18 protein-coding genes and 1 tRNA gene are annotated in these 22,377 nt (G+C 29.7%); 3 read left to right on the top strand and 16 right to left on the bottom strand.

The window, feature by feature from the left end; all coding sequences use genetic code 11:
* Positions 1-124: 124 nt before the first annotated feature.
* The 6 genes from CW731_RS05900 to CW731_RS05875 all read right to left on the bottom strand — a co-directional run bounded on the left by CW731_RS05900 (position 125) and on the right by CW731_RS05875 (position 8,907).
* Positions 125-1,267 carry a helix-turn-helix domain-containing protein gene (locus CW731_RS05900; protein ID WP_100945849.1) on the bottom strand — a complete coding sequence of 381 codons (1,143 nt, stop codon included), beginning with the start codon at positions 1,265-1,267 and terminating at the stop codon, positions 125-127.
* A gap of 142 nt (positions 1,268-1,409) precedes the next feature.
* Complete coding sequence (locus CW731_RS05895; RefSeq protein ID WP_100945848.1) at positions 1,410-2,063, bottom strand: HAD family phosphatase; 654 nt, start codon at positions 2,061-2,063, stop codon at positions 1,410-1,412.
* The gene (locus tag CW731_RS05890) at positions 2,050-3,375 is read right to left on the bottom strand and encodes a D-arabinono-1,4-lactone oxidase (protein WP_100945847.1); all 1,326 of its coding nucleotides are present in this window, start codon (positions 3,373-3,375) and stop codon (positions 2,050-2,052) included. The genes CW731_RS05895 and CW731_RS05890 overlap by 14 nt, the downstream gene beginning before the upstream one ends.
* Positions 3,376-3,467: 92 nt before the next feature.
* Complete coding sequence (locus tag CW731_RS05885) at positions 3,468-3,947, bottom strand: hypothetical protein (RefSeq protein ID WP_100945846.1); 480 nt, start codon at positions 3,945-3,947, stop codon at positions 3,468-3,470.
* Between the two features lies 1 nt (position 3,948).
* Complete coding sequence (gene dnaE, locus CW731_RS05880) at positions 3,949-8,289, bottom strand: DNA polymerase III subunit alpha (protein WP_100945845.1); 4,341 nt, start codon at positions 8,287-8,289, stop codon at positions 3,949-3,951.
* A 171-nt stretch (positions 8,290-8,460) separates the two neighbouring features.
* Positions 8,461-8,907 carry a PA2169 family four-helix-bundle protein gene (locus tag CW731_RS05875; RefSeq protein ID WP_100945844.1) on the bottom strand — a complete coding sequence of 149 codons (447 nt, stop codon included), beginning with the start codon at positions 8,905-8,907 and terminating at the stop codon, positions 8,461-8,463.
* A gap of 379 nt (positions 8,908-9,286) precedes the next feature.
* On the opposite strand from CW731_RS05875, the gene CW731_RS05870 reads away from it, so the two are divergent.
* From CW731_RS05870 to CW731_RS05860, 3 genes are all read left to right on the top strand, one after another.
* Positions 9,287-9,820, top strand: a complete 534-nt coding sequence (locus CW731_RS05870) for a 30S ribosomal protein S16 (protein ID WP_100945843.1) — start codon at positions 9,287-9,289, stop codon at positions 9,818-9,820.
* Between the two features lie 19 nt (positions 9,821-9,839).
* The gene (gene rimM / locus CW731_RS05865; RefSeq protein WP_100945842.1) at positions 9,840-10,364 is read left to right on the top strand and encodes a ribosome maturation factor RimM; all 525 of its coding nucleotides are present in this window, start codon (positions 9,840-9,842) and stop codon (positions 10,362-10,364) included.
* 2 nt (positions 10,365-10,366) lie between these two features.
* A tRNA-Ser gene (locus CW731_RS05860) sits at positions 10,367-10,453 on the top strand.
* A gap of 334 nt (positions 10,454-10,787) precedes the next feature.
* Here the strand turns inward: CW731_RS05860 and CW731_RS05855 are convergent.
* From CW731_RS05855 to CW731_RS05815, 10 genes are all read right to left on the bottom strand, one after another.
* Positions 10,788-10,910 (bottom strand): integrase core domain-containing protein, encoded by a 123-nt coding sequence (locus CW731_RS05855; RefSeq protein WP_100945841.1) that lies wholly within the window; start codon positions 10,908-10,910, stop codon positions 10,788-10,790.
* Between the two features lie 9 nt (positions 10,911-10,919).
* Positions 10,920-11,186, bottom strand: a complete 267-nt coding sequence (locus tag CW731_RS15945) for a DDE-type integrase/transposase/recombinase (RefSeq protein ID WP_368356662.1) — start codon at positions 11,184-11,186, stop codon at positions 10,920-10,922.
* Between the two features lie 245 nt (positions 11,187-11,431).
* The gene (locus tag CW731_RS15775; RefSeq protein ID WP_232734734.1) at positions 11,432-11,605 is read right to left on the bottom strand and encodes a hypothetical protein; all 174 of its coding nucleotides are present in this window, start codon (positions 11,603-11,605) and stop codon (positions 11,432-11,434) included.
* A 619-nt stretch (positions 11,606-12,224) separates the two neighbouring features.
* Positions 12,225-12,359 carry a hypothetical protein gene (locus CW731_RS15875; protein WP_302849641.1) on the bottom strand — a complete coding sequence of 45 codons (135 nt, stop codon included), beginning with the start codon at positions 12,357-12,359 and terminating at the stop codon, positions 12,225-12,227.
* A gap of 109 nt (positions 12,360-12,468) precedes the next feature.
* Positions 12,469-12,828 carry an integrase core domain-containing protein gene (locus CW731_RS05840; protein WP_100945839.1) on the bottom strand — a complete coding sequence of 120 codons (360 nt, stop codon included), beginning with the start codon at positions 12,826-12,828 and terminating at the stop codon, positions 12,469-12,471.
* 490 nt (positions 12,829-13,318) lie between these two features.
* On the bottom strand, positions 13,319-13,690 hold the full coding sequence (locus tag CW731_RS05835) for a transposase (protein WP_100945294.1): 372 nt from the start codon (positions 13,688-13,690) through the stop codon (positions 13,319-13,321).
* A gap of 390 nt (positions 13,691-14,080) precedes the next feature.
* Entirely contained in the window at positions 14,081-15,682 is a 1,602-nt protein-coding gene (locus CW731_RS05830; RefSeq protein ID WP_198519856.1) for an AAA family ATPase, read from the bottom strand.
* 4 nt (positions 15,683-15,686) lie between these two features.
* On the bottom strand, positions 15,687-16,325 hold the full coding sequence (locus tag CW731_RS05825; RefSeq protein WP_100945838.1) for a hypothetical protein: 639 nt from the start codon (positions 16,323-16,325) through the stop codon (positions 15,687-15,689).
* A 1-nt stretch (position 16,326) separates the two neighbouring features.
* Positions 16,327-18,543: a PIN domain-containing protein gene (locus tag CW731_RS05820; RefSeq protein WP_100945837.1), complete on the bottom strand. Its 2,217-nt coding sequence runs from the start codon at positions 18,541-18,543 to the stop codon at positions 16,327-16,329.
* Positions 18,536-22,183 carry an AAA domain-containing protein gene (locus tag CW731_RS05815; protein ID WP_100945836.1) on the bottom strand — a complete coding sequence of 1,216 codons (3,648 nt, stop codon included), beginning with the start codon at positions 22,181-22,183 and terminating at the stop codon, positions 18,536-18,538. The genes CW731_RS05820 and CW731_RS05815 overlap by 8 nt, the downstream gene beginning before the upstream one ends.
* Positions 22,184-22,377 lie beyond the last annotated feature (194 nt).

Here is a 22,377-nt window from a genome sequence, read left to right as displayed (position 1 = left end):
ATAACAGTAAAAGGATAGTTTTTTTCATATATTTCTTAGTGATGAGTATTTAATTAATACAGCAAAACTAAGGAGGGGAGAAGGGGTGAAGGTTTCAAAACCTTAAAAATGGAGAAAATGGTACTTATTTTATATGAATTTTTCGATATTCATTTGGAGTCATACCCGTTGCCTTTTTAAAAGCATTATAAAATGTAGTTTTAGAAGTAAAACCAGATTCTAATCCTATGGTTAAAAGATTGTATTTTTCAAACTCAGAACTAAAAATCATTCCTTTTACAGCTTCTATACGGTAGTAATTAATGTAGTTAGAAAAATTTTGCCCCGTTATTGTATTGACTAATTGAGACACGTAGCCTGCGCTTATACCTAGCATTTCTGCAATTTTTTCTCTATTTATTGTGTTATCTCTATAAATATGTTGTTGCTGACAAAGGGATTCAAGTTTTTTAAAATAAGGGTTTTCTTCTGTCATAGACTCATTTTTGTCTAAAGACGTCTTTTTTTGAAGTTTAATATTTATATCATTATGATGAGGTTGCATTCGTTTACTTAACAATGCTCTAATATCTTCTTTGTCTTTTGCTAATTTATATTTAAAAACACCAAAATAACTTGTCCAGTGTATTATAAAAGTTGCAAATAAAGCTAGGAATTTCATGAAATATGAAATGTCGTATTGAAATATTAAGCCTGTAAAAATGGTTAAAATAAAAGAGAGTAAAAGAATAGAAATAGATGCCCACAAATATGTTATCCATTTTTTTTCTTGAGCATCATTAGAGAACTTAATAAAAGGGTATATATAACTTAAAATTCCAATTATAAATATCGGAAATATATAGTATTGTGAAAAAATTAGACCTTCTAATATTTTATTAATAGAATTTGGAAGTTTATAAATACCAAAAACTTTATCCAAATCGTTAAAAACATTTATGAATACAGAAAAAAGAAAAGGGAGAAATAGTAACCGAATCTTTTTTGACTGTCTTATAGGATGATGCACTTGATTGATAACAAATAAAAAAAAGTAAACAGGAAAAACAAAAGTCCATTCTATATTATCGATAACAATAAGAAAAGGAATTGTGTTATAAATGTTTGTTATCGCAAAAACAAAATTTAGCAAAAGAAGAGATAATGTAAATATTGCGTATGCTAAATATTTATTAGAAGTGCTCTTAAATAAAATTGATTTTAAAATAATAATACCTAAAACTATTCCTTGAAAAATGGCAATGTTTAGAAATGTTGTAAATATCAAGCAGTATAGTTTAAAGAAGTATTTTAAAAGAATAACTATGTTACAATTATTTTTGTAAAAATAAATAGAAATATAATTAATTGTGTGAATTTATTGCTAAATTTCGTTAGCAATTATAAAATATATCATTAAGTTTTGAAAGTTATTTAGTAGTTAAATATTGATAAGCTTCCAACAAAGTTGGGAAAACTAAAATACTTCCAGCTTCTTTTAGCTCTTCTTCAGAGTATTGTGTTGTAATTCCAATAGGAATCATTCCTGCAGATTTTGCTGCTTTTGTACCTGTTAAGCTATCTTCAAAAACCCAAATGTCTTTAAAATCATTTTCTTCAAAACCTAGTGTTTCTGCAAGTAATATATATGCTTCTGGTGCTGGTTTTGGTTTTAGGTAATCTTGCACTCCAAAAACGGTGGTAAAATCTAAATTTAAGTGATGAACACTATTTTTTAAAAACTGTTTAGTTGCATTACTTGCAATTCCGTACCGAATATTTTCTTTTGTTAAAAGCGTTGTAAATTCCCTAACTCCTGGTAATAATTTAGGAATTGTAAAGTATATATCTAAATGTTTATCCTTTAGAGAAAATAATTCTTCAGTTCGTTTTTCTTCACTAATAACACTACAAAAATATTCAGCAATAATCATAGGAGATTTTCCTGCATGAAATTTAGGAAATAGCGCAATGTCTTTATTAAATAATTCTTTAAAAGCAGAAGTCCAAGCCGAATAATGGCTTTCAAAACTATCTACAACAACGCCATCAAAATCAAATAAAAATCCTTTAGGTAATACCATTAGTTGTTTGTTTTTCGTTGAATAACTCTGTTAAATACGGGTTTAAAAATTTATTAGTTGGGTCTAATTCTTTTCTTAAAAGTTTAAAATCTTCCCATTTATCGTAGATTTTAGTAAGTTCAGCATCTTTGGCAGCAAAGCGTTTCCCCCAGTGAGGTTTTCCTCCGTATTTTAAGAAAATTTTCTCAATACTTTTAAAAGCTTCATAGGTGTCTGCTGTAGCAGCATTTCTAGAAACACATCCCATGGTAACGGTATCTTTACCATATGCATAACTTAACCAAGATTTGTCTTTGTATACAAAGCGAACATCCATAGGAATATGAATAAACGATTTATTACTCCATTTATTTATCTCAGTTTTTAGTTCTTCAAAAACTTTAGGAAATACATCTAAACCAATCGTCCATTCTGCTAATTCTAATGTAGATCCCCTAGATTTAGTAACTGTAGCTTGGTAAAGAGAGCCTTTGTGTTCTTTTGTAGAACTGAAAAAACCTCTATATAAAAGTTTATTCGCAATTGCTGTAATCCATGGAAAAATATGTGTGTATTTATATAAAATTTTAGAAGCTGTTCTTCTATGTCTTAAATACTTCGGCCCCAAATTTTCTGTAATTTCTGTTTTCGGATCAATTTTATCCCCAGTAATTACATACCCTTTATCGGTATGAGGAAGCCATAAGATTCTTAGAAAATCATGTTTTTTTAAACGTTCTTCAATTTTAGGCAACCAAACATCATCACTTTCAGGGCGTTCTTTTATGTGTAACGTGTAAATTGGTTCACATTTAAAAGTGATTTCAGAAAATACACCTAAAGCACCTAGAGAAACTCTCACAGCACTTATTAACTCGTCTTTATCGGTTATTACTTTTATAGAACCATCTGCAAGTACAATACTACATTTGGTCATGTATTCACAAAGAAGCTTACCACTTGTGCCATGCGTTCCTGTTGCTAGAGCACCACCAATAGTAATGGTGTTAATGTCTGGCAAACAAGGAATGCACCAACCTTTAGCTTCTACAGCTTCTAGTAAATCACCTAAGATTACACCAGATTGCACGGTTACTGTATGTTCAACGTTATTAAAAGATAAAATTTTATTATATGTAGTAATGTCAATTAGCGTGTCTACTCCAGATGCTATATCTGCAGAGGATTGCTTTGTTCCAAAAAAGCGAACCTTTTCTGAATTAGTTATAACTTCTTGTAATTCTTTTTCTGTAGTAATTTTGTAAAGTGATTTGTAATTATATGTAAGGTTTTCATTCCAACTTACCCAAACACCATTTTTATTTTGTTTCATGTATTTTTTAAAAGATTAAACAAAAGTAAGAAATATTTTCTTTTTTAAAGCTTAATTTTGTTTTATTCTACAATTAAGAATAAATTTTAAGTTTATGTTATAAAAAATAAGCCGTGACTTCCTGCAACTGCTCCTAAAATTGTAATTAAACTAATAATTAATAATATCCAATGAGCTTTGTGAAGAATGTTAAAGGTTTTCTCTGGATTTTCATTTGCATATTTTTTGAAAAGTTTGTGTAAAACGAAAGGCTCTAAAACATATAAAACTAACGTAAAAATAATCCAAACAATAGTCATTGCATGAATCCACCAGAAACGATAATCTAAATAACGTTCCCAGGCATTTAGTTCATACATCATGTAAAACCCAGAAATAGCAGTAATTAAAGTCGTAATTTTTGCTTGTACTGCAAATCTACCTTCAATGTTTTCAAAAGTAGTTAGTTTATCTTTCTTAGACTTCATCTTTTTTACAGCAGGAATAATTACAGTTGTAACCATAGCTACACCTCCAATCCATAAAACAACTGCGAGTACATGAATAACTCTTGCAAGGGTTATAGAGTTCATTTTAATTTAATTTATAAGCAATGTCTTGACTATCTAAAGTGGCCAATAACTCATTCGTAATATGAATTTTTGTATTTCTACTAGGCAAACTCACTTCTAATTTTTCTTGTTCATCCCAAACAGTAAAGTTTAAACCTTGCTTACCAGGAGTGTTTTTTAATATGGATTCTAAATTTAAAATAGTGTCTTCCTTAATTTGATTTAAAGGAAGTTGAATGGTCACTTTCTTACAGAGCTCATCCATAATATCGTGTAATAATTTCATTTCTGTAAACTTTAATCTTGGTTCACCAGCAACTCCTGTTTCTTTATTGGTCCAACCAGGTTGTACAGTAGAACGTATAAACAAAAACTGATTGGGGACCAAGAAATGTTGCATTCTTAGGTAATCTTCTCCAAAAATTCTAAATTCATTACTATCTCCATAATCTTCAACAGTAAACATTGCCCAACCTTTTCCTGCTTTAGAAACTCTGTGTTGCACGTCTGTAACAATACCCGCAAAAGCTAAATTCATATTTACAAATTTTGCTAAATCGGCTTTAAAATATTTTAAAGAAGCGTTACAAAATTTTATTTCATTCTTAAAATCATCTAAAGGATGTGCAGAAATATAAATTCCGATGACTTCCTTTTCTTGTTGTAACAACTCCATAGTTCCCCAAGTTTCACATTCTGGAATATCTGGTTCTGGAAACTGAACTGTAGAAGCTTCACCAAACATAGAAACTTGTGCAGAATTTTCGTTTTCTTGAAATTTACTTCCGAATTTCATTGCACGTTCTAAAAAAGTTAAACCTTTTTCATCTGTAGAAAAATATTGTGCCCTATGCGTATCTGCAAAAGAATCGAAAGCACCTGCTTTTATTAAACTATCAAAAGATTTTTTATTTGCAGATCTTAAATCTACACGTTTTGCTAAATCAAAAATAGAATTATAGTTTCCATTTTCTTCTCTTTCTTCAATGATTGCTCTAACTGCTCCAGCACCAACACCTTTTACGGCTGCCATTCCAAAACGAACTGCACCTTCTTTATTTACAGAAAATTTTAAAAAAGATTCATTTAAATCAGGACCAAAAACGGGTAACTCCATTCGTTTACACTCTTCCATAAAGAAGGAAACAGCTTTTATGTCTTTCATGTTGTTAGAAAGAACAGAAGCCATATACTCTGCAGGATAATGAGCTTTTAAATAAGCGGTTTGATATGCAATCCACGCATAACAAGTAGAGTGAGATTTGTTAAAGGCATAACTCGCAAAAGCCTCCCAATCCTTCCAAATTTTCTCTAATTTTTCTGGATCATGCCCTTTTGCAGCAGCTTGTTCTACAAATTTTGGTTTCATTTTATCTAATACCGCAATTTGTTTTTTACCCATTGCTTTACGTAAAACATCGGCTTCACCTTTGGTAAAATCTGCCAATTTTTGTGAGAGTAACATTACTTGCTCTTGGTAAACCGTAATTCCGTAGGTCTCTGCCAAATATTCTTCCATGGCAGGTAAATCATATTCAATATCTTCTGTGCCGTGTTTTCTATTAATAAAAGACGGAATGTATTCCATTGGTCCAGGTCTGTACAGGGCATTCATGGCAATTAAATCAGCAAAAACAGTAGGTTTTAAAGAGCGCATGTGTTTTTGCATTCCCGGAGATTCATATTGAAAAATACCTACAGTTTCTCCTTTCTGAAATAATTCATAGGTTTTTACATCATCTAAAGGAAAGGTTTCTGGGTCTAAAGTGATATCATGTCTTGCTTTTACAATTTTTATGGTGTCTTTAATTAGAGTTAGCGTTTTTAATCCCAAGAAATCCATCTTTAATAAACCTGCGTCTTCAACGACAGAGTTATCAAATTGGGTAACATACATGTCGGAATCTTTAGCTAAAGCAACAGGAACATAATTGGTAATATCTCCAGGTGTAATAATTACACCACAGGCATGAATACCCGTGTTTCTAACAGAGCCTTCTAAAATGGTAGCCTTGTTTATGGTTTCGGAAACCAAGTCATTTCCGAAAGACATATTTCTTAGTTCTTCTACTAATTGCTTTTCTTCAGCACGTAAACCATCAACTTTGCCTTTACTTTTTGCATCATTACCAAAAATATTTTTCAGTTTAATTCCTGGTATTAACTTAGCAATTCTATCTGCTTCAAAAAGCGGTAAATCTAAAACTCTGGCAGTATCTCTAATAGAAGATTTTGCGGCCATGGTACCGTAAGTAATAATTTGTGCAACTTGGTTTGCACCGTATTTATCAATTACATAATCCATAACTCTACCTCGACCCTCATCATCAAAATCGATATCGATATCGGGCATGGAAACACGTTCTGGATTTAGGAAACGCTCAAAAAGTAAATCGTATTTAATAGGATCTATATTGGTTATCCATAAACAAAATGCAACAACAGAACCTGCGGCAGAACCACGTCCAGGTCCAACAGCAACATCCATTCTTCTTGCTTCTCTAATAAAATCTTCTACAATTAAGAAATAACCAGGATATCCTGTTTTTTCAATAACAGACAATTCAAAATCTAAACGTTCTCTAATAGCATCTGTTATTTCTCCATATCGCTTTTCTGCACCAACATAAGTTAGGTGTCTTAGAAAGTTATTTTCACCACGTTTTCCTTTGTCAGCTTCATCAGCAATATCTTTAAATTTATCTGGAATATCGAAAGCAGGTAATAAAACATCTCTTGCAAGGGTGAATATCTCTACTTTATCTACAATTTCTTGTATGTTGCTAATTGCTTCTGGTAAATCTGCAAATAACTTTTTCATTTCGTCTGTAGACTTGAAATAATACTCGTCATTTGGCAAACCATATCTATAACCACGTCCTTTACCAATAGGAGTCGCTTGCTTTTCGCCGTCTTTTACACACAATAAAATATCATGTGCATTTGCATCTTTCTTCTCTAAGTAAAAAGTGTTATTGGTTGCAATAATTTTAACATCGTGTTTTTTAGAAAACTTCAGTAAAGTTTCATTCACAATGTTTTCATCTTGTTGATTGTGGCGCATCAACTCAATATATAAATCGTCTTTAAATTGTTCTTTCCACCAAAGTAAAGCGTCTTCTGCTTGTTTTTCTCCGAGGTTTAAAATTTTACTAGGAACTTCACCATACAAATTCCCCGTTAAAACAATAATATCTTCTTTGTATTTTTCTACGAGTGCTCTATCAATTCTTGGAACATAGTAAAAACCATCTACAAAAGCAGCAGAAGACATTTTTGCTAAATTGTGATATCCTTTTTTATTTTTCGCCAACAAAACAACCTGATATCCATTGTCTTTTTGCGATTTGTTTTTATGATCTTCACAAATATTAAACTCACAACCAATAATCGGTTTCATTGGGGTTGCTGCTGTTTTATTATGATTTAAAACAGCATTCACAAAGTGAAAAGAGCCCATCATATTTGCAGTATCCGTCATGGCAACCGCAGGCATATTGTCTTTAGCTGCTGCTGCTACAATAGTACCAAGTTGCATGGTAGATTGTAAAACAGAGTACTGGGTATGATTGTGTAAATGTGAAAATTGTACGTTTTCTAACTCTGCTAAACCATCTGAGGTAGATTTGGTCTCTGCAGTATCTTTTAATTTATCTAATCGTTGGCGAATTTGATCGCTTTCTTTTTTAAGGTTGATGTGTTTTAAACCAATTACTTGAATTGGCTTCGGATTTGCTTCCGAGAAATTCTTAAAATAATCATCAGCTACATCTAATTGTTCTTTGGTAAATTCTCTTAAACGAATTAACTCTAAAAAACAACGCGTGGTTGCCTCAACATCTGCAGTTGCATTGTGGGCATCGCCAAAACCAACACCAAATAAATGATTGTGTAATTCTGTTAAAGTTGGTAGTTTAAATTTTCCACCACGACCTCCAGGAATCTGGCACATGAATGCCGTTTTTTCTGTACATGTATCTAATATTGGAAGGGAAGTCATTTTATTTTCTACCCCTAATCTATGGAATTCACATCCCATAATATTAAGGTCGAAATTCAAATTCTGACCAACAATAAATTTCGTTTTACTTAATACTTCATTAAATAAAGTTAAACATTCGTCTAAAGAAATACCTTGTTCTTCTGCTAATTCAGTAGAAATACCGTGAATTCTTTCTGCATCGTAAGGAATATTATAACCTTCTGGTTTTATAAGAAAATCGTTATGTTCTAACACGTTTCCCATCTCATCATGCAGTTGCCACGCAATCTGAACACACCTTGGCCAATTGTCTGTATTAGTAATAGGAGCATTCCAGCTTTTAGGTAAACCAGTAGTTTCTGTATCAAAAATTAAGTACATAAAAGGGCTTTTTTTGGTGATGAATTTGGGATGTTAAAGGTAGTAAATCATCAAAAAAATATAGCTAATTTTTTCACGGACTTATCAACAAAAAAAAGCCAACCCAATTAAGGATTGACTTTCAAAAGTAACCAACCAATACTAAGTATTGTGCCTGTTAATTTGACACTATTATGACAATTCTTCTTCTACCATTAATGTATTAATAGCTGCTTGAATTTTTTGTTGCTGTTCTTCTAACATTTTTTGCGTTGAAGGTGCAAAAGCATCTTCTTTCAAAATTTCTTTATACTCTTCTAAGTTTGCTTTTTCTCCTCGCATTGCTTCTTCTAAAATTGCTTTCTCGTCGTTGGCACTAAATAAAGATTTTAACGACATCCAATTTCTGTGCATTACTCCTTTAATAGATCCATCATCTTCAGGAATTTGGCCATAAGACAAAATTTCTGTTCTTAATTCTTTTGCAAACAGACTTCGCTCAGAAGCTCTACTTTTAAAGAAAATTTTTAATTTGGTGCTATCTACATTTTCTGCAGCGTTTAAATACCCTTTTTCGGCATCATAATTTTTCTCTAATAATTCGTTTAACTTGTTCGAAATTTTTTCTGTGTACTTCATAATATCATTGTCATTTTAAATTCCAATATATTGTTTTAAGATGTGTATTGTTTCGCATCTGTTGTTTGTTGAAACAAAATTATTAAAGATTAGGCTTTATTATTAATTCATAAGGTTTAGATTTTGACTCATTTAATTTTAAGGTTGTTTTCATGATTTTTGATAAGAGAAGAGTGCGTGCGTTAAGAATTGAACGGTCTGTTTGAGCTCTTTTTGAAGTACGAAAAAAAGCGAGTAGTGAAAGCCTGTTAAAACGCCATAAAAAATATTGATATTTAGGGTTTTAGTTTGAAAAGGTTTTGTATTTTTGCGCCCACTTACTACGAGATAGTAAGGTTATTAATAATCTAGGTCGAGAACCTTAAAAAATTAACAAATTATGTCTGTAAAGATTAGATTACAAAGACACGGTAAAAAAGGGAAACCATTCTATTGGATCGTTGCCGCTGATGCTCGTGCAAAGAGAGATGGTAAATACTTAGAGAAAATAGGTACTTACAATCCTAACGTTAACCCTGCACTTATCGATTTAAACGTTGATAAAGCTGTACAATGGTTACAAAATGGTGCACAACCAACCGATACTGCAAAAAACATTTTATCTTACAAAGGTGCAATGTTAAAGAATCATTTAGTAGGTGGTGTTAGAAAAGGTGCTTTAACTCAAGAACAAGCAGATGCAAAGTTTGCAGCTTGGTTAGAAGAAAAAGCTACTAAAATTTCTGATAAAGAAGCTGGTTTGTCTAAAGCAGAATCTGAAGCAAAAGCGAAAGCATTAGCAGCAGAAAAAGCTGTAAACGAAGCAAGAATTGAAGCAGCTAAGCCAGTTGTTGAAGAGGTTGCTGAGGTTGAAGAAGCAGCGGAAGCAGCTCCTGAAACAATTGATGAAGCACAAGAAAAAGCAGCAGAATAAATTATAAATTTATACGAAGATGCGTAAAGAAGATTGTTTTTATTTAGGCAAAATCGTTACAAAATATAGTTTTAAGGGAGAAGTTGTTATCAAATTAGATACCGATGAACCTGAGTTGTACAAAGAAATGGAATCAGTTTATGTCGAATTCGGCACAAACCTGGTTCCATTTTTTATTGAAAAAAGTTCACTACACAAAGGAAATCAATTACGTGTTCAGTTTGAAGATATTTATTCTGACGAAGAAGCAGATTCGATTCTAAAATGTGGTATTTACTTGCCTTCAACTTTGTTACCAAAACTATCTGGAGATAAGTTTTATTTTCATGAAGTAATCGGTTTTACAGTTGTTGATGTAAATTTTGGAGAAGTTGGACAAATTGTTCATATAAACGACAAAGCTGCACAACCACTTTTTGAAATAGATAGAGAAGGAAAAGAAATTTTTATTCCTATGGTTGATGAATTTATTAAGAAAGTGGATAGAGAAAATAATACAATTGAAGTTGAAACTCCTGAGGGATTAATAGAGCTTTATTTGTAAAAAGAAAGGTGTCTGAGTGGTCGAAAGAGCTACCTTGGAAAGGTAGTGTACTGGTAACGGTACCGAGGGTTCGAATCCCTTCCTTTCTGCAATTTAGAATATAATTTCTATGGATTTTATTTCCCAAAAAAGCATCCAATTCTAACAGAATTGGATGCTTTTTTGGTATGTTTTATACTGATATAGGTTGACCTTTTTTTAGGTTAATTTATACCGTTCAAAAGATTTTTTATCCGTTTAAAAATCAAAAAAATAATTTAGACTAGTTTTGTTTTAAATTGTTAGTTCAGTCAAATTTACATTATTTCCTCTATATGATTTGTATTTGATGATTGGATTTAAATGTACTTCTGCAGGTTTCTTTAAGTCTAAGCTAAAATGGGTTATTAAATTGTTGTAAATATATATTGCTTGTTTTGTAACTTATTGAGCAGTGGCAGTGTTTTTAATACAATTTCTAAGTACGTATTCATATTTTAAAGTTCTATTAATTCGTTCTGCAATAGCATTTTCATATGGGGCATATTGTTCTGTCATGCTTATCATTATGCCATTTTATTCTGCAAAGGCTGTATATTTAGAGTTACAGTATTGAAAACGGCTGTCAGAATGATGTATAAGTCTTTTGTTAGGGTGTTTTCTGTTTTTAATAGCCATTTTCAGTGCTTCTACGCAAAGTGATGTCTTCATGTTATTATCTAGTTTATAGCCCATAATTTGTTTCGAATAGGCATCTGTAACGATTGCTAGATAATTGTGTCCATTGTCAGTTTTAATGCATGTTATATCACTTACCCAGAGTTGTTCTGTACGAGTAGGGATTTGGTCTTTAATTATATTTTTGTACTTTCTAAATTGATGGTTAGACTTTGTAGTTTGTTACGTAATTTTTAAGCTTAGGAACGAGCAGGTTATAAAGCCTTAAAAAGTCGTAAAATTTGTCTCTGCCTATTTTTATGTCCTGCTTTATAAAGTCTGGTTTGAGTTCAGTATAAAGCTTAATTCCGACAGTTCTCATGCTTACTTGTTTTCGGTAAGCTTGTACCATTACAATAAGTTTTCGGAATTTATTTGTTTGACTTCTTATGTTTTACATTTTTTGTAGAAGGCTTGTTTACTAATTCCAAAACACTGATAGAACCATTTTCTTTTAAACGGTTTTTCTTTTTTAGTTCTATCTCTTTCGCTAATGTTTTGGGTAAGGGCTTTTTTGATAAACCAACACCTGTAATGATTTCCATATCTGCAATGACATCTTACTGAGAGTCTTTTACAAACTCTAGTTCTTCAATACGTTCCTTTAGTTTTTTAATCTCGTTTAATTTACTCATGCCAGCGTTTTGTTGTACTAAAGTACTGTGTTTTTTGATCCAACACCCAATTGTAGTTCTAGGAACATCATATTTTTTGGAAGCAAAGTTTGTAGAGATTTGCCCATTCTGAATTTGGTCAACGATGAATAATTTGAGTTCTAAAGTTGCTTTTTCGTATGTTTTTTTTTCGCCAAGGTTGCTTTTTAGTTTTCATAAGTGGCTATAATTAAGTGTTTAATTTTTAGTCAACCTATTTCAGGAAAGTACATACTTGTAAAAGGAAACAATATTCCTGTTATGAAAGATAAACCAACTTCTGCAAGGGCAAGAATTAATATTATAATTAAACCAAATTTTTTCTTTGTTAGATTTTTTATGTTTGGTTATTTTTAAGTTTAAATTCAGGTTTTGAGATAGCAATTTCTCAACTTGTTAAATTCAACTCTCAGTTTAATTTGTGTTTTTAACTCATAATTTTATTCCGAAAACAAGTTTAAAAAAATGAGAAACTCATATTTTGAATTATTCTCAAAATTCAGAATTATTCTTATTTTATAGCATTCGATTTTTTATTGTAACGTTTTGCAATTAGAAAAGTTATAAATATAATAATTGCTATTCCTGATACTGCTCCAAGTATTAACATTGTTCTGTTTGATAATGTAATTTCTAAAAAGTTCATATTTTATTGTTTTTTATGTTTCTATTTTTCAAGCCTTATTTTTCTGGTTTAAAACTATGTTTTTTCGAGCATGTTTAGTTCTGAAATATGTTTACAAGTTAAAATTGATTTAAGCTGATAATTGATATACCATATTTGGTGTTTTATAATCTAAAGATAAGTGTAATTTTATTTGGTTGTATAAATTAATTGCACTTTTTGTGGCTCTCTTAACGTGAGCCACGTTATCAAAGGTTTGGTCGAGATAAAATTCATCTTTTAAAATACCATTTACACGTTCAGCCATGGCGTTTTCGGAACAATGATTTTCTTCAGTCATACTGATATCTATTTTCTTTCTTTTTAATATTTGAGTGTATACATTACTGCAATATTGTATTCCTCTGTCTGAATGATGAATAAGTCCATTAATGTTTTTAGCTTTATAAATCGCCTTATTTAGCGCTCTCACACATCCTTTTAATTCCAAGCTATTACTAAGGTCTTAACCAACAATTCTTCGAGAGTACATCTGTTATTAAAGCCAAGTAACAAAATCCTTTTACGGTTCTGATGTAAGTTATATTACTTACCCAAACCTGATTAGGTTTTGTAATTTCTAAGTCTTTTTATAATATTATTATACTTATAAAATCGATGATATGAGTTTGTTGTTCTGGCACTAGTTTTCCTTCTAAGTGTTAGCATTTAGTGTTTTCTAAGGACATTAAATAAAGTATCTCTACCAACTTTAATATTTACTTTATTAAAATCTATATCTAAAGATTTAGTAAGCTTACGCACCCCTTCTCTAGGAAGAGATTTGCATCTTTTTCTAACAATATTTATAATCTGTTGTTCTAGTATTAAACGTTTATCAGCTCTAGATTTGTATTTATAATAGGCATCACGTTTAAGTCCAAAACAATGGGTTATAGTCGTTAAAGACGCAAATCTCTTAGATTTCTCTTTAGCTTTTATTAAGGCTTTATACTTAACTTTTTTTTTAGTTCAGCAATAGATTTATAGCCGAGGTCTTCTGCAGCTACTTCTAAATAGGATTCTTCTACCATAGCATCGAGATCCTTTTTAAGTAGTAGTTTTTTAAGCTGTTCAATCTCTTTTTGAAGCGCTTTAATTCTAGATATTTCGTCTTTTGTTTCCACTTTTACTCTGGTGTTCATTAAGTCTTTACGATTGTACTTTTTAATCCACACATTTACTGTTGTAGGTGCAATTGAGTAGAGTTTACAAAGTTCGCTCTTTGTGTGTTTTCCGATTGTAAGTTCGGCTAAAATTTTTAATTTAAAAGGTTCTGAATACCGTCTAATTACTTTGTCATTTCTATACATAATGTTTAAAATTATGTAGCCTTATTTCAGGACGGGTCATTATTACACATAACGTTGTTGTGTATGATTAGTTGCGTGATTAAGCACGGAATTTAGCAAATAAAAATTGAATTATAAGTTTGCGAAAACTTTCGTAAGTAATTATAAGTCAAGCAATTAATTATACACGGTGTTGTAAGTAGTGCTTTTTTTATTCAGCTTGGTTTTCCGATGTTTGTTATTTAGTTCAAATGTGAGCGTTGGCAAGACATACTCTTTTGCAATTTTTGGCGTAGCGTTGGCTGTAGCGAATTGCGAATGTGTATGGCTTTGAGCGTTGGCTTTTCATTCAATTAATATTCTTTATAGTCCTTTTGTTTTCAGTCAGTCTATTTTCAAAAGGTTAGTATTCTAAAATATATCTTCTTCCTTTTCTCGTTTTGTCAATGTTTGAGTTTTAGTTTCATCTTTCTTTAAATCTTCTTTATCTGTATCAGAACTTGCTGGTCTAGCTCTTGTTGATGCCCAATCTCTTAATCCGTCAATTTTATTCTTCATTGTAATAGCAAGAGGAACAATTGCTTTTGCAGATTCAATAAGGTGTGATAATTTTATTGCAGGTTCTTCATTGTTTTCAATATATGCTTTAAACATTGCTTCTTTAACAGTTTCTTCAATTTCCGCACCATTGAAATATTTAGATTCATCAATTATTGGATTGAAGTCAGTTATATTTAATTGATTATTTTTCTTAAGATGAATTTCGAATATGTTTTTCCTTTCTTTTTTGGTTGGTAAGTCTATAAAAAATATTTCATCAAAACGACCTTTCCTTAAAAGTTCAGGTGGAAGATTGCTAATGTTGTTGGCAGTTGCAACTACAAAAACTGGTTTAGTTTTTTCTTGCATCCAAGTTAAAATGGTTGAAAATACTCTTGAATTTGTGCCTCCATCTTTTTCGCCACCACCAGTACTTAATCCTTTTTCAATTTCATCTATCCACAAAACACAAGGTGCGATTGCTTCTGCTGTCATTATTGCATTTCTTATATTGTTTTCACTACTACCAACCTCTGATTGAAATACTTTACCTATGTCTAATTTTAATAATGGTTGATTCCATTCTGTAGCAATTGCCTTTGCTGTTAAACTTTTACCATTTCCAGGAACACCTAAAAGCAACATTCCTTTTGGTTCTTTTAAACCAAAGGCTTTTGCCTTTCTTTCAAATGCTTTACTTCTTTGCTTCAACCATAATTTTAAACTATCTAAACCACCAACGCTTGAATCTAAATCCTCTGAAGTGTGATAATAATCTAAAATTCCACTTTTTTTTATAATTTGTTCTTTTTCACTTGCTATGATACTTATGGCTTCTTTTTTGTTTAGTCCAACTTTTTCTTTTGCCAATCGAAATGCCAAATCTGCTTCAACATCGGTTAATCCAGCAGCAGCATCTAAAATTAGATTTTTTAAATCATCATTTATAACTTCATTCTTTGTTACTACTTTCAACCTTTTTTCTAAATCGTTTTTATCTGGTAAAGGCATATTTAGAACTGTAACATACTTTTCTAACTCAACAGGCAATTTAAAAAATGGCGATAATAACAATAAGTGTTTATTTAATACTTTAAAATATTGTGTAAGTTTTCTTAATTGAACCACAAATTTTTCATCTCGAAACTGTTTATGTGCATCTTCAATAATGAAAATCTCTTTTGATTCTTGATTCTCATTATTACCTTTTAATAAAAATTCAAGAAATGAATCAGGATTTTTAGTTTCGCCATTATTAGGATGTTTCTCAACTTTATCTAATTTATTTGAGTTTTCATCTTTATTATGAATTTGTAAACCATCAACAATATCCCAAGTGCTAAATGCATATCCTTTTCTAAATGCTGTGCTTCTAACTTTTTGAATTATGCGACCATATTCTGGTGATGCAAGATAAATTAGAGGATAATTTGCATCAAGCATATATTTTAAATCTTCAAATGATTTTTCCATTGTTTTAATTTTTTGCTATGATTTTATTTGAAGCACTACAGTAAGACTTGTTTTTATATCTTACAGGTATTTCTTTTCTTTTTATTTCTATTCCTTCTCTTCTAGTATTTCCGAATGACTTATCTATTCCTTCCATTGCTTTATCTGCTAATTCGTGAACATCATATGGAATGTAGTTTGAATCAGAAATTATAGTACCATCTTTTAGAATTGAAAATTCTATTTCAGTTCGTTTTTCATCTTCATTTTCTAGTTTAGAATAACCAACCATAAAAAACTTCTGTTTCACTTCTTCATTTTGTTCAAAGTCATAGTCTTTTTTTAGAGAGAACCCAACACTTTCAAATTCTGTAAGAATCGTCTTTTTTGCGTATTCTACATTCAAAGTAAAAAACTCACTCTGTAATTCTTTAACTAATTCTTTCCCGTTTTTCAGGTAATAACTGTTATAAGTTACTGTTCCGTTTTTAATTTTTATTGCATATTCTCCGTGAAGCTTTGTATTTGGTATTTTAGTAACAACAACTTCATTATCACTTTTAATTTCATATTCCCAGTTAAATTTCTTAACTGCTTCAATAAAAACCTCTGTTTTAAATACTTGAGGATTTTTCAGGAAAGTGGATGTTTCAAAACAAGACATATTATCGTTTTTTTCTATTGTTGGTTCTATTTCTTTTGCTAAGAGAAAGTAAAGAGGTTAATTCAGTAATTGTTTTAGCCGGAATCTCTAACATTTCAGCTTTAATTTGCAAACCTTTATCATTAGTTAAAAGAATAGGGTTTCTTTTTTGGTATTGCAATGCGACAGATAAAATCATATTATCAGGTGATTTTTTATTTAAATCATCAGGTAAGTTATCAACTTTACTTGTATTGAAGCTTATATTTCTATTTTTTTGATGTTTGCGGATTTCTCTAATTGCTTCTTGTGCCTTTTCTTTAGTTTCACTTCTATTTTTTAAACCATCTAGTTCATCAATGACTTTAGCAGAAAAAATAATATTTTGAAGCGAACCAATTATATCAATTATTTTTGGTTCTTCTATTAGAATATTTGTGTCAATAATTATTGATTTCCTCTTTTTTATTAATTCAAACTCTTTCTCTTTAAGTAAAAACTTCTTTTCCAATTCTAAAAATAAACCAGATTCTATCTCTTTAAATTTTTCTTTTTCTTTATTTATTTTTGATTGTAAAGTTTTAAATTTTCTTTCTTCAGATAACTCTAAACTTTTCAGCTCTTCTAACATTGACGCAATGAAGGATTCTATTTTCCCGTTTTTTGCATTTTTTACAGCATTTAGTAATGCTATCTTATTTTCTTTAATTTCACTTAAAATTAAATCGTATTCAGTTACGTTATTAAAAGGGGTTATTTTAAAATCAATATCCTTAATTTCTTCTATGCTATAATTAGATAAATCGTCACTATTTATTTTTTTAGCAATTAGAGAGTCTATTTCATTACTAATATTTTCTACATACTCATCTGCAAAATCTCGTCTAAAAGTGTCAATATGTTCTTTAATATCTACATTTGAATACTTTTTAACGAATTGATATTTGATTGATTTTTTATTTATTTCTAAAGGAAAAATTTCTTTTTTATATATAGATGTTTTGTTTGAGTTTTCAGTTATTACGTTAAATTCATCTATGTTGCCAATTATTAAATATGAATTTAAAGTTTCTGAAACTTTACTTTTAAACTCTTCTAATTCAGTTTCTAAATCAACACTAACAGGAAGATAAATGAAAAGATATTTATCTTTTATGTCGATAATAATTTTAGATAATGTTTCAATTAGTAAACCTGAAACCTTATTAAACATTAACCAAACTTCATTTTCTGAATTTTTGATAATTGTATCTAATTTATCAATAAACATAAATGGTTCAATAAATTTTAGTTGATTGATGTTTTTTGCGATTTTTTCAGAAATATTTTTATCCTCAGCTATTATCCTTTCAATTTCTTTTTGAGATTTAATTAATACTTCTCGATATGAAAAATCATTAGAATTTGGATTTTGATAAATACCATATTTTTGTAAAATTTGAAAAAACAAATTGTCTGCGTTTACTTTGTTTTCGTGTAAAAATGAAGAAAAGTAATCTTTAGTTGTTTTTGAATATTCTTCATAAACAAGAGTTCTATATTTTCCAGAAATTGCATCAACCAAAAAGACTGCATATAAAGTAGCAGATTTATGTTCTTTTTCGATTAGAACAGAATCCTTAAAAGAATTCATTTTTTGAACATTATAAATTTCAGGGATTTGATTTTCTGAAAATGATTTTAATAGTTGTTCATCTTCATAATTAATCCTAGAATTAATTGAATTTTCTTCAGCATTAACACTTTTCAAAAACTCAAAATTATCTTTTGCTATTGAATGGTCATTATTTGTGTTGTCAAAATATAACTCAAACTGCTTATTTGTATGGACTTTAAATTTTTTGCCTTTTTGAAAGTATTCCTTTCCTATATCTGTCAATTGACAATAAGAATAAGAATTATCTCCAGTAGTTATCATTTCAAACTCTTCTAAACTTTGTAAAGCATCTTTCAAGATTTCATATTCTGCAAAATCTTTATATTTTTTTTGAGATGGATTATCTGTTACGTTAAATCCTAAAATCTCGCCAATTTCTTCAAAGCTTAATGCGTTTTCAATATTTAGTAAACCACAAATAGTCTTGTCAAACAATGTAAATTCAACTGCTTCTGTACAAGTTGCAGAATACTTTGCTTTTGTAAAAAACCAGTCAAAAGGTTTATAACCAAGATATATTTCTGTTAGTTTTTTATCTTGTTCTATTGCTTTAAATATGTTGTAGTCTAGGTCATTAGTCATCTCCAAATTCTTTTTTTAAGTCGCTAAAATCAACAACAATCCCTTCGTTTTTAATTGTGTCAATTACATTTTTGTAAATTTGAATTCCAGTATTATCTTTAAAGTTATAGAACATATTTTTATTACCTACTACAATTAATAATCGTTTTGCTCTTGATAAAGCAACATTTAATCGTTTTGGTGATTTTGCAAAGCCAATATCTTTATTCGTTTTTGTTACTCCGTTTTCAATCTTTTTATCACTTCTTACTGTAGAAACAATAATGATATTTCTTTCCATTCCTTGAAATTTATCTACAGTATTTAATCGAACTGGAATATCATATTTGTTTCTTGCTTTTAAGGCAACTTCTTTCAGTTTTGATACTTGATGTCCGTAAAAACTAATTAAACCAATTTCTTGTTCTTCTTGAACTTTATTTTTGTCGTTACTGTTTTGCCAATGTTTCATATACTCTTCAAATCCATTTGATTTTTTAAGTAGTTTTATGACTAGCTCAACAGCTTCAATTTCATAATTATTTATTCTTGATGTTCCGCTTAATTCTTCTGGTTCATCCACATTAACCCAAATAGTATGAATATCTGGATTTATAAATTTATTAAGTAAAAATCCGTGATGTCTAGAAAACGGATTGTTTAGATTGGTGTCATTTGCATTTTCCTTTATAGGCTTTCCAGGTTCTAAACCACCTTCATCTAAGTAGAATTGTTTAATTACATTGTTGATTTTTGGATGCATTCTATATTGTTCATTAAATGTAGATTTAATGGTTGGTGAAACTTTAGGATGCATTATTAATCTTTCAAATTGAGAAGTTTCTACAAAGTCCTTATTAATTTCAGATGCTAATTCTTTTGCTTCTGTTGTTTCAAGTGATTCTAATGTTTCTTTGAAAGTCTTATCGTGAAGCATTGGTGGTAATTGTCTATGGTCGCCAATTATAATATTTTTGCGACCAAAACACATTGGTAGTAATAATTCTGGTGGTGTCGCTTTACTTGCTTCATCTGTTATTACTGTATCAAATTCAATTGGCTTGATTATATCGTAAAGATTCATTCCTTGATATCTACCATTAAAATCATTATATTTTTTACTTAGATTTTTTGTCTTTTTATATAATTGTCCAATGTCTAATTCGCCTTCATAATCGTTGAAAATTCGTTGATAATCTGCTCCGAAATTTGGACTTCCTGCTGAACTACTTGTGCTACCAACAACATTTGCATATTTAAAGTATTTATCTTTAAATAAGGTTTTCATTTCTTTATCAGGTTGAGCCATTTCAAAAGCCCAATCTTTCATAATGTCACTATATTTTGGATTAGATTGTTGAGAATTGTTAGCAATTCTTCGCATCCATAATTGTACAGAATTATTGTAAAAATCTTCTTCAACTATTTCAACATCATCTTCTTCTAAAACTTCATTTTCGTAATTATCATCCGTTTCAAATTTTTCATCAACCCATTTCATTATACGCTCAAATGCATACTTTTTTCCTTCTTCTTCAAATTTACTAGCTCTTCCAAAACGTATTGGTTTTACTAGTGTATGATTCTTGTTTAGTAATTTTTCTAATGCGTTATCTACAGCAAGGTTTGTTTCAGAGGTTAAAAGAATTTTTTGTTCTTGTTTTACTCTTACCATTTGCCAAATCATTTCTGCAATTACTGTTGTTTTTCCAGTTCCTGGTGGACCTTGAAGCAATGCTAAATCTGTACAATTTAAAGCAGATAAAACAGCTTTTCTTTGAGAATCGTTTAAGATTAGTAATTCGTGTCTTTTTAATTCATTCCATTCCTCCTCATCTTTTGAGAGGTTTTTATAAATCTCTTCAGCTTTTGAACTATCAAAAATAAAATCTTTGATTTTTTCGTTTACAGGTTTTAAGTCTAATCCTTCTTTTGGATTAGTAATTTTATTCATTGCTTCATTTAACCAAGATATTTTTGCTTGGTCGCCTCTTAAATTTGGTGTAACAAGTTTTATTTTAGGTTCTTCCTCAATAAATTTGAAAAACTTATCTGTTTGACGTTTATCATCTGACCATTTATATGGTAAATTGAAAACATAATAATTGAAGTCTGAATTTCGTCCATTCAAATTTCCTATTACTACTTGTCTTTTATTGTATTCAAAATTATCTCCTTTATCTATATAAAACTCAGAACCTGCAAGATGTTTAGTTTTATCTAAGAACTCTTCCTTTTTAGATTTTTTAGCTATAATGTCAATTTTTACTTTGAATTTAAAATCGTCATTTAATGGCGAAAGCATAATATTAAATCTATTTAAAGATTTTATTTTCTCGTATTTTAATTTTAAATCTGAATAATCTATAAATTCAAAAGCAACAGTTTGTTGTGATTCACTAACATTTGTATCAAAATCGAATGAATAAAATTCTCGTTTTATTTCAGTCCAAAAAGTGTTTTTAAATGTTGAGTTTTCAAACCTTACTTGTTCGTTGACTCTTGATTGGTCGAATTGTATATATACTTTTGACTTAACTTTTTCTTTCCCGAAAATTGTGACTAATTCTTGGTACATTTTTTTTAGACTATCAATTTCATTATGCTTTCGTGAAAAAACATTATGTCTTAATCGTCTCAATAAATGGTCGTCTATATTTAAGTTTTTGTCTAATTTTATATTGCAATGCCAGTCAATTTCAAACTCTGCTCCATAACTTTTAAAGTAAAATTGCTCTAAAAACATTTTATCTACAACCTCTCTTTTTTGAGAGAAATTATTTATGTAAACACTTATTGTATCGCTATTATTTGAAACAATAAAACGGTTGTTAAACGCTTTACTTATTTTATTTGATATTGAAAAAGGTGTAATTTTAAGTACACAAGCAATTTGATTATTCCTTTCGAGTATGTTTGTAAAGTCTTTTTGGATAACTCTGTCTAATACATCACTAATATCTTTAAATCTCAAAAATAGGCTTCCATCAGGATTTATTCTTTCGTTTAGATTGAATGGTTCTTCTGCAATAGTCTTTTCAATATTTTTAAACTCTGGATTTTCTTCTTGTTTTAATTTAACTCGAAATTGATAGAGTGATTCGCTAATATTAATCGGTTGGTCGTATCTGACTATTTCTAATGGTTGAGAATTTTTATTAAGAATGAGTTGTTGTGCTTCAATCCATTTATCCCAAATTTCTTGTTGATTTTCAATTTCTGATTTTGGCGAAACTTCAAGATTACATATTTTGCTATATAAATCTTCTAATTCTCTTTGCGAGCGATAAGGTTTTTTGAAGTCAATTAATTTTACTGTACAATTTTCAGCAACAGTATATTCATCTGAATTGAGTTGTTGAATTTCAGATATTACATTTTTTGATTTTTGATTTATTATTGTTTTATAGTCGAAAGTTTGCTCTTGCCATTTTAAAACAATTTCAATTTGCTTATTTTCAATGTGAAAAATTACTTTATGTTCGTCCTCATTTTTCTTTTGAAAGAAGCATTTTGTTGATTTGTTTTCAATCCATCTTTTTAATTCTTCAAAGCTTCCTTTATTTTGTTTATTAAGAGTACTTACTGCTTTATTTTCGAATCTTATTATTAATTCTATAGGTTCGTCATCAAAAATATCTTCATTATTATGGTATGCCATTCATTCTCTTTTTGTCAGTTCTTTTTCGCGTTTGCTAAAAATAGCTTTTTTGCTTTTTAGCTTTAGCTTATGTGTTCAGAATAATTCAATTTGGCTAATGTATTTCTTTTTTTGTTTATTGCTTTACGGATTTCCTCAATCCTATCTGAGCGTTGGCAAAAAACAGCTCTTTTATTTTTTCAGATTTGGCATTT

Origin of the sequence: Polaribacter sp. ALD11, from assembly GCF_002831685.1 — a bacterium.
GTDB lineage: Bacteria > Bacteroidota > Bacteroidia > Flavobacteriales > Flavobacteriaceae > Polaribacter.
The sequence above is the reverse complement of the archived record's forward strand: the minus strand, read 5'-3'. Positions and strand labels throughout refer to the sequence as shown.

Bases quoted from the DNA above. Each gene is read 5' to 3' on its own strand.
- CW731_RS05895 (WP_100945848.1), bottom strand. From the start codon at position 2,063: ATGGTATTACCTAAAGGATTTTTATTTGATTTTGATGGCGTTGTTGTA.
- CW731_RS05890 (WP_100945847.1), bottom strand. From the start codon at position 3,375: ATGAAACAAAATAAAAATGGTGTTTGGGTAAGTTGGAATGAAAACCTT.
- CW731_RS05885 (WP_100945846.1), bottom strand. From the start codon at position 3,947: ATGAACTCTATAACCCTTGCAAGAGTTATTCATGTACTCGCAGTTGTT.
- dnaE (WP_100945845.1), bottom strand. From the start codon at position 8,289: ATGTACTTAATTTTTGATACAGAAACTACTGGTTTACCTAAAAGCTGG.
- CW731_RS05875 (WP_100945844.1), bottom strand. From the start codon at position 8,907: ATGAAGTACACAGAAAAAATTTCGAACAAGTTAAACGAATTATTAGAG.
- CW731_RS05870 (WP_100945843.1), top strand. From the start codon at position 9,287: ATGTCTGTAAAGATTAGATTACAAAGACACGGTAAAAAAGGGAAACCA.
- rimM (WP_100945842.1), top strand. From the start codon at position 9,840: ATGCGTAAAGAAGATTGTTTTTATTTAGGCAAAATCGTTACAAAATAT.
- CW731_RS05855 (WP_100945841.1), bottom strand. From the start codon at position 10,910: ATGATAAGCATGACAGAACAATATGCCCCATATGAAAATGCTATTGCA.
- CW731_RS15775 (WP_232734734.1), bottom strand. From the start codon at position 11,605: ATGGAAATCATTACAGGTGTTGGTTTATCAAAAAAGCCCTTACCCAAA.
- CW731_RS15875 (WP_302849641.1), bottom strand. From the start codon at position 12,359: ATGAACTTTTTAGAAATTACATTATCAAACAGAACAATGTTAATACTT.
- CW731_RS05835 (WP_100945294.1), bottom strand. From the start codon at position 13,690: ATGTATAGAAATGACAAAGTAATTAGACGGTATTCAGAACCTTTTAAA.
- CW731_RS05830 (WP_198519856.1), bottom strand. From the start codon at position 15,682: ATGGAAAAATCATTTGAAGATTTAAAATATATGCTTGATGCAAATTAT.
- CW731_RS05825 (WP_100945838.1), bottom strand. From the start codon at position 16,325: ATGTCTTGTTTTGAAACATCCACTTTCCTGAAAAATCCTCAAGTATTT.
- CW731_RS05820 (WP_100945837.1), bottom strand. From the start codon at position 18,543: ATGACTAATGACCTAGACTACAACATATTTAAAGCAATAGAACAAGAT.
- CW731_RS05815 (WP_100945836.1), bottom strand. From the start codon at position 22,183: ATGGCATACCATAATAATGAAGATATTTTTGATGACGAACCTATAGAA.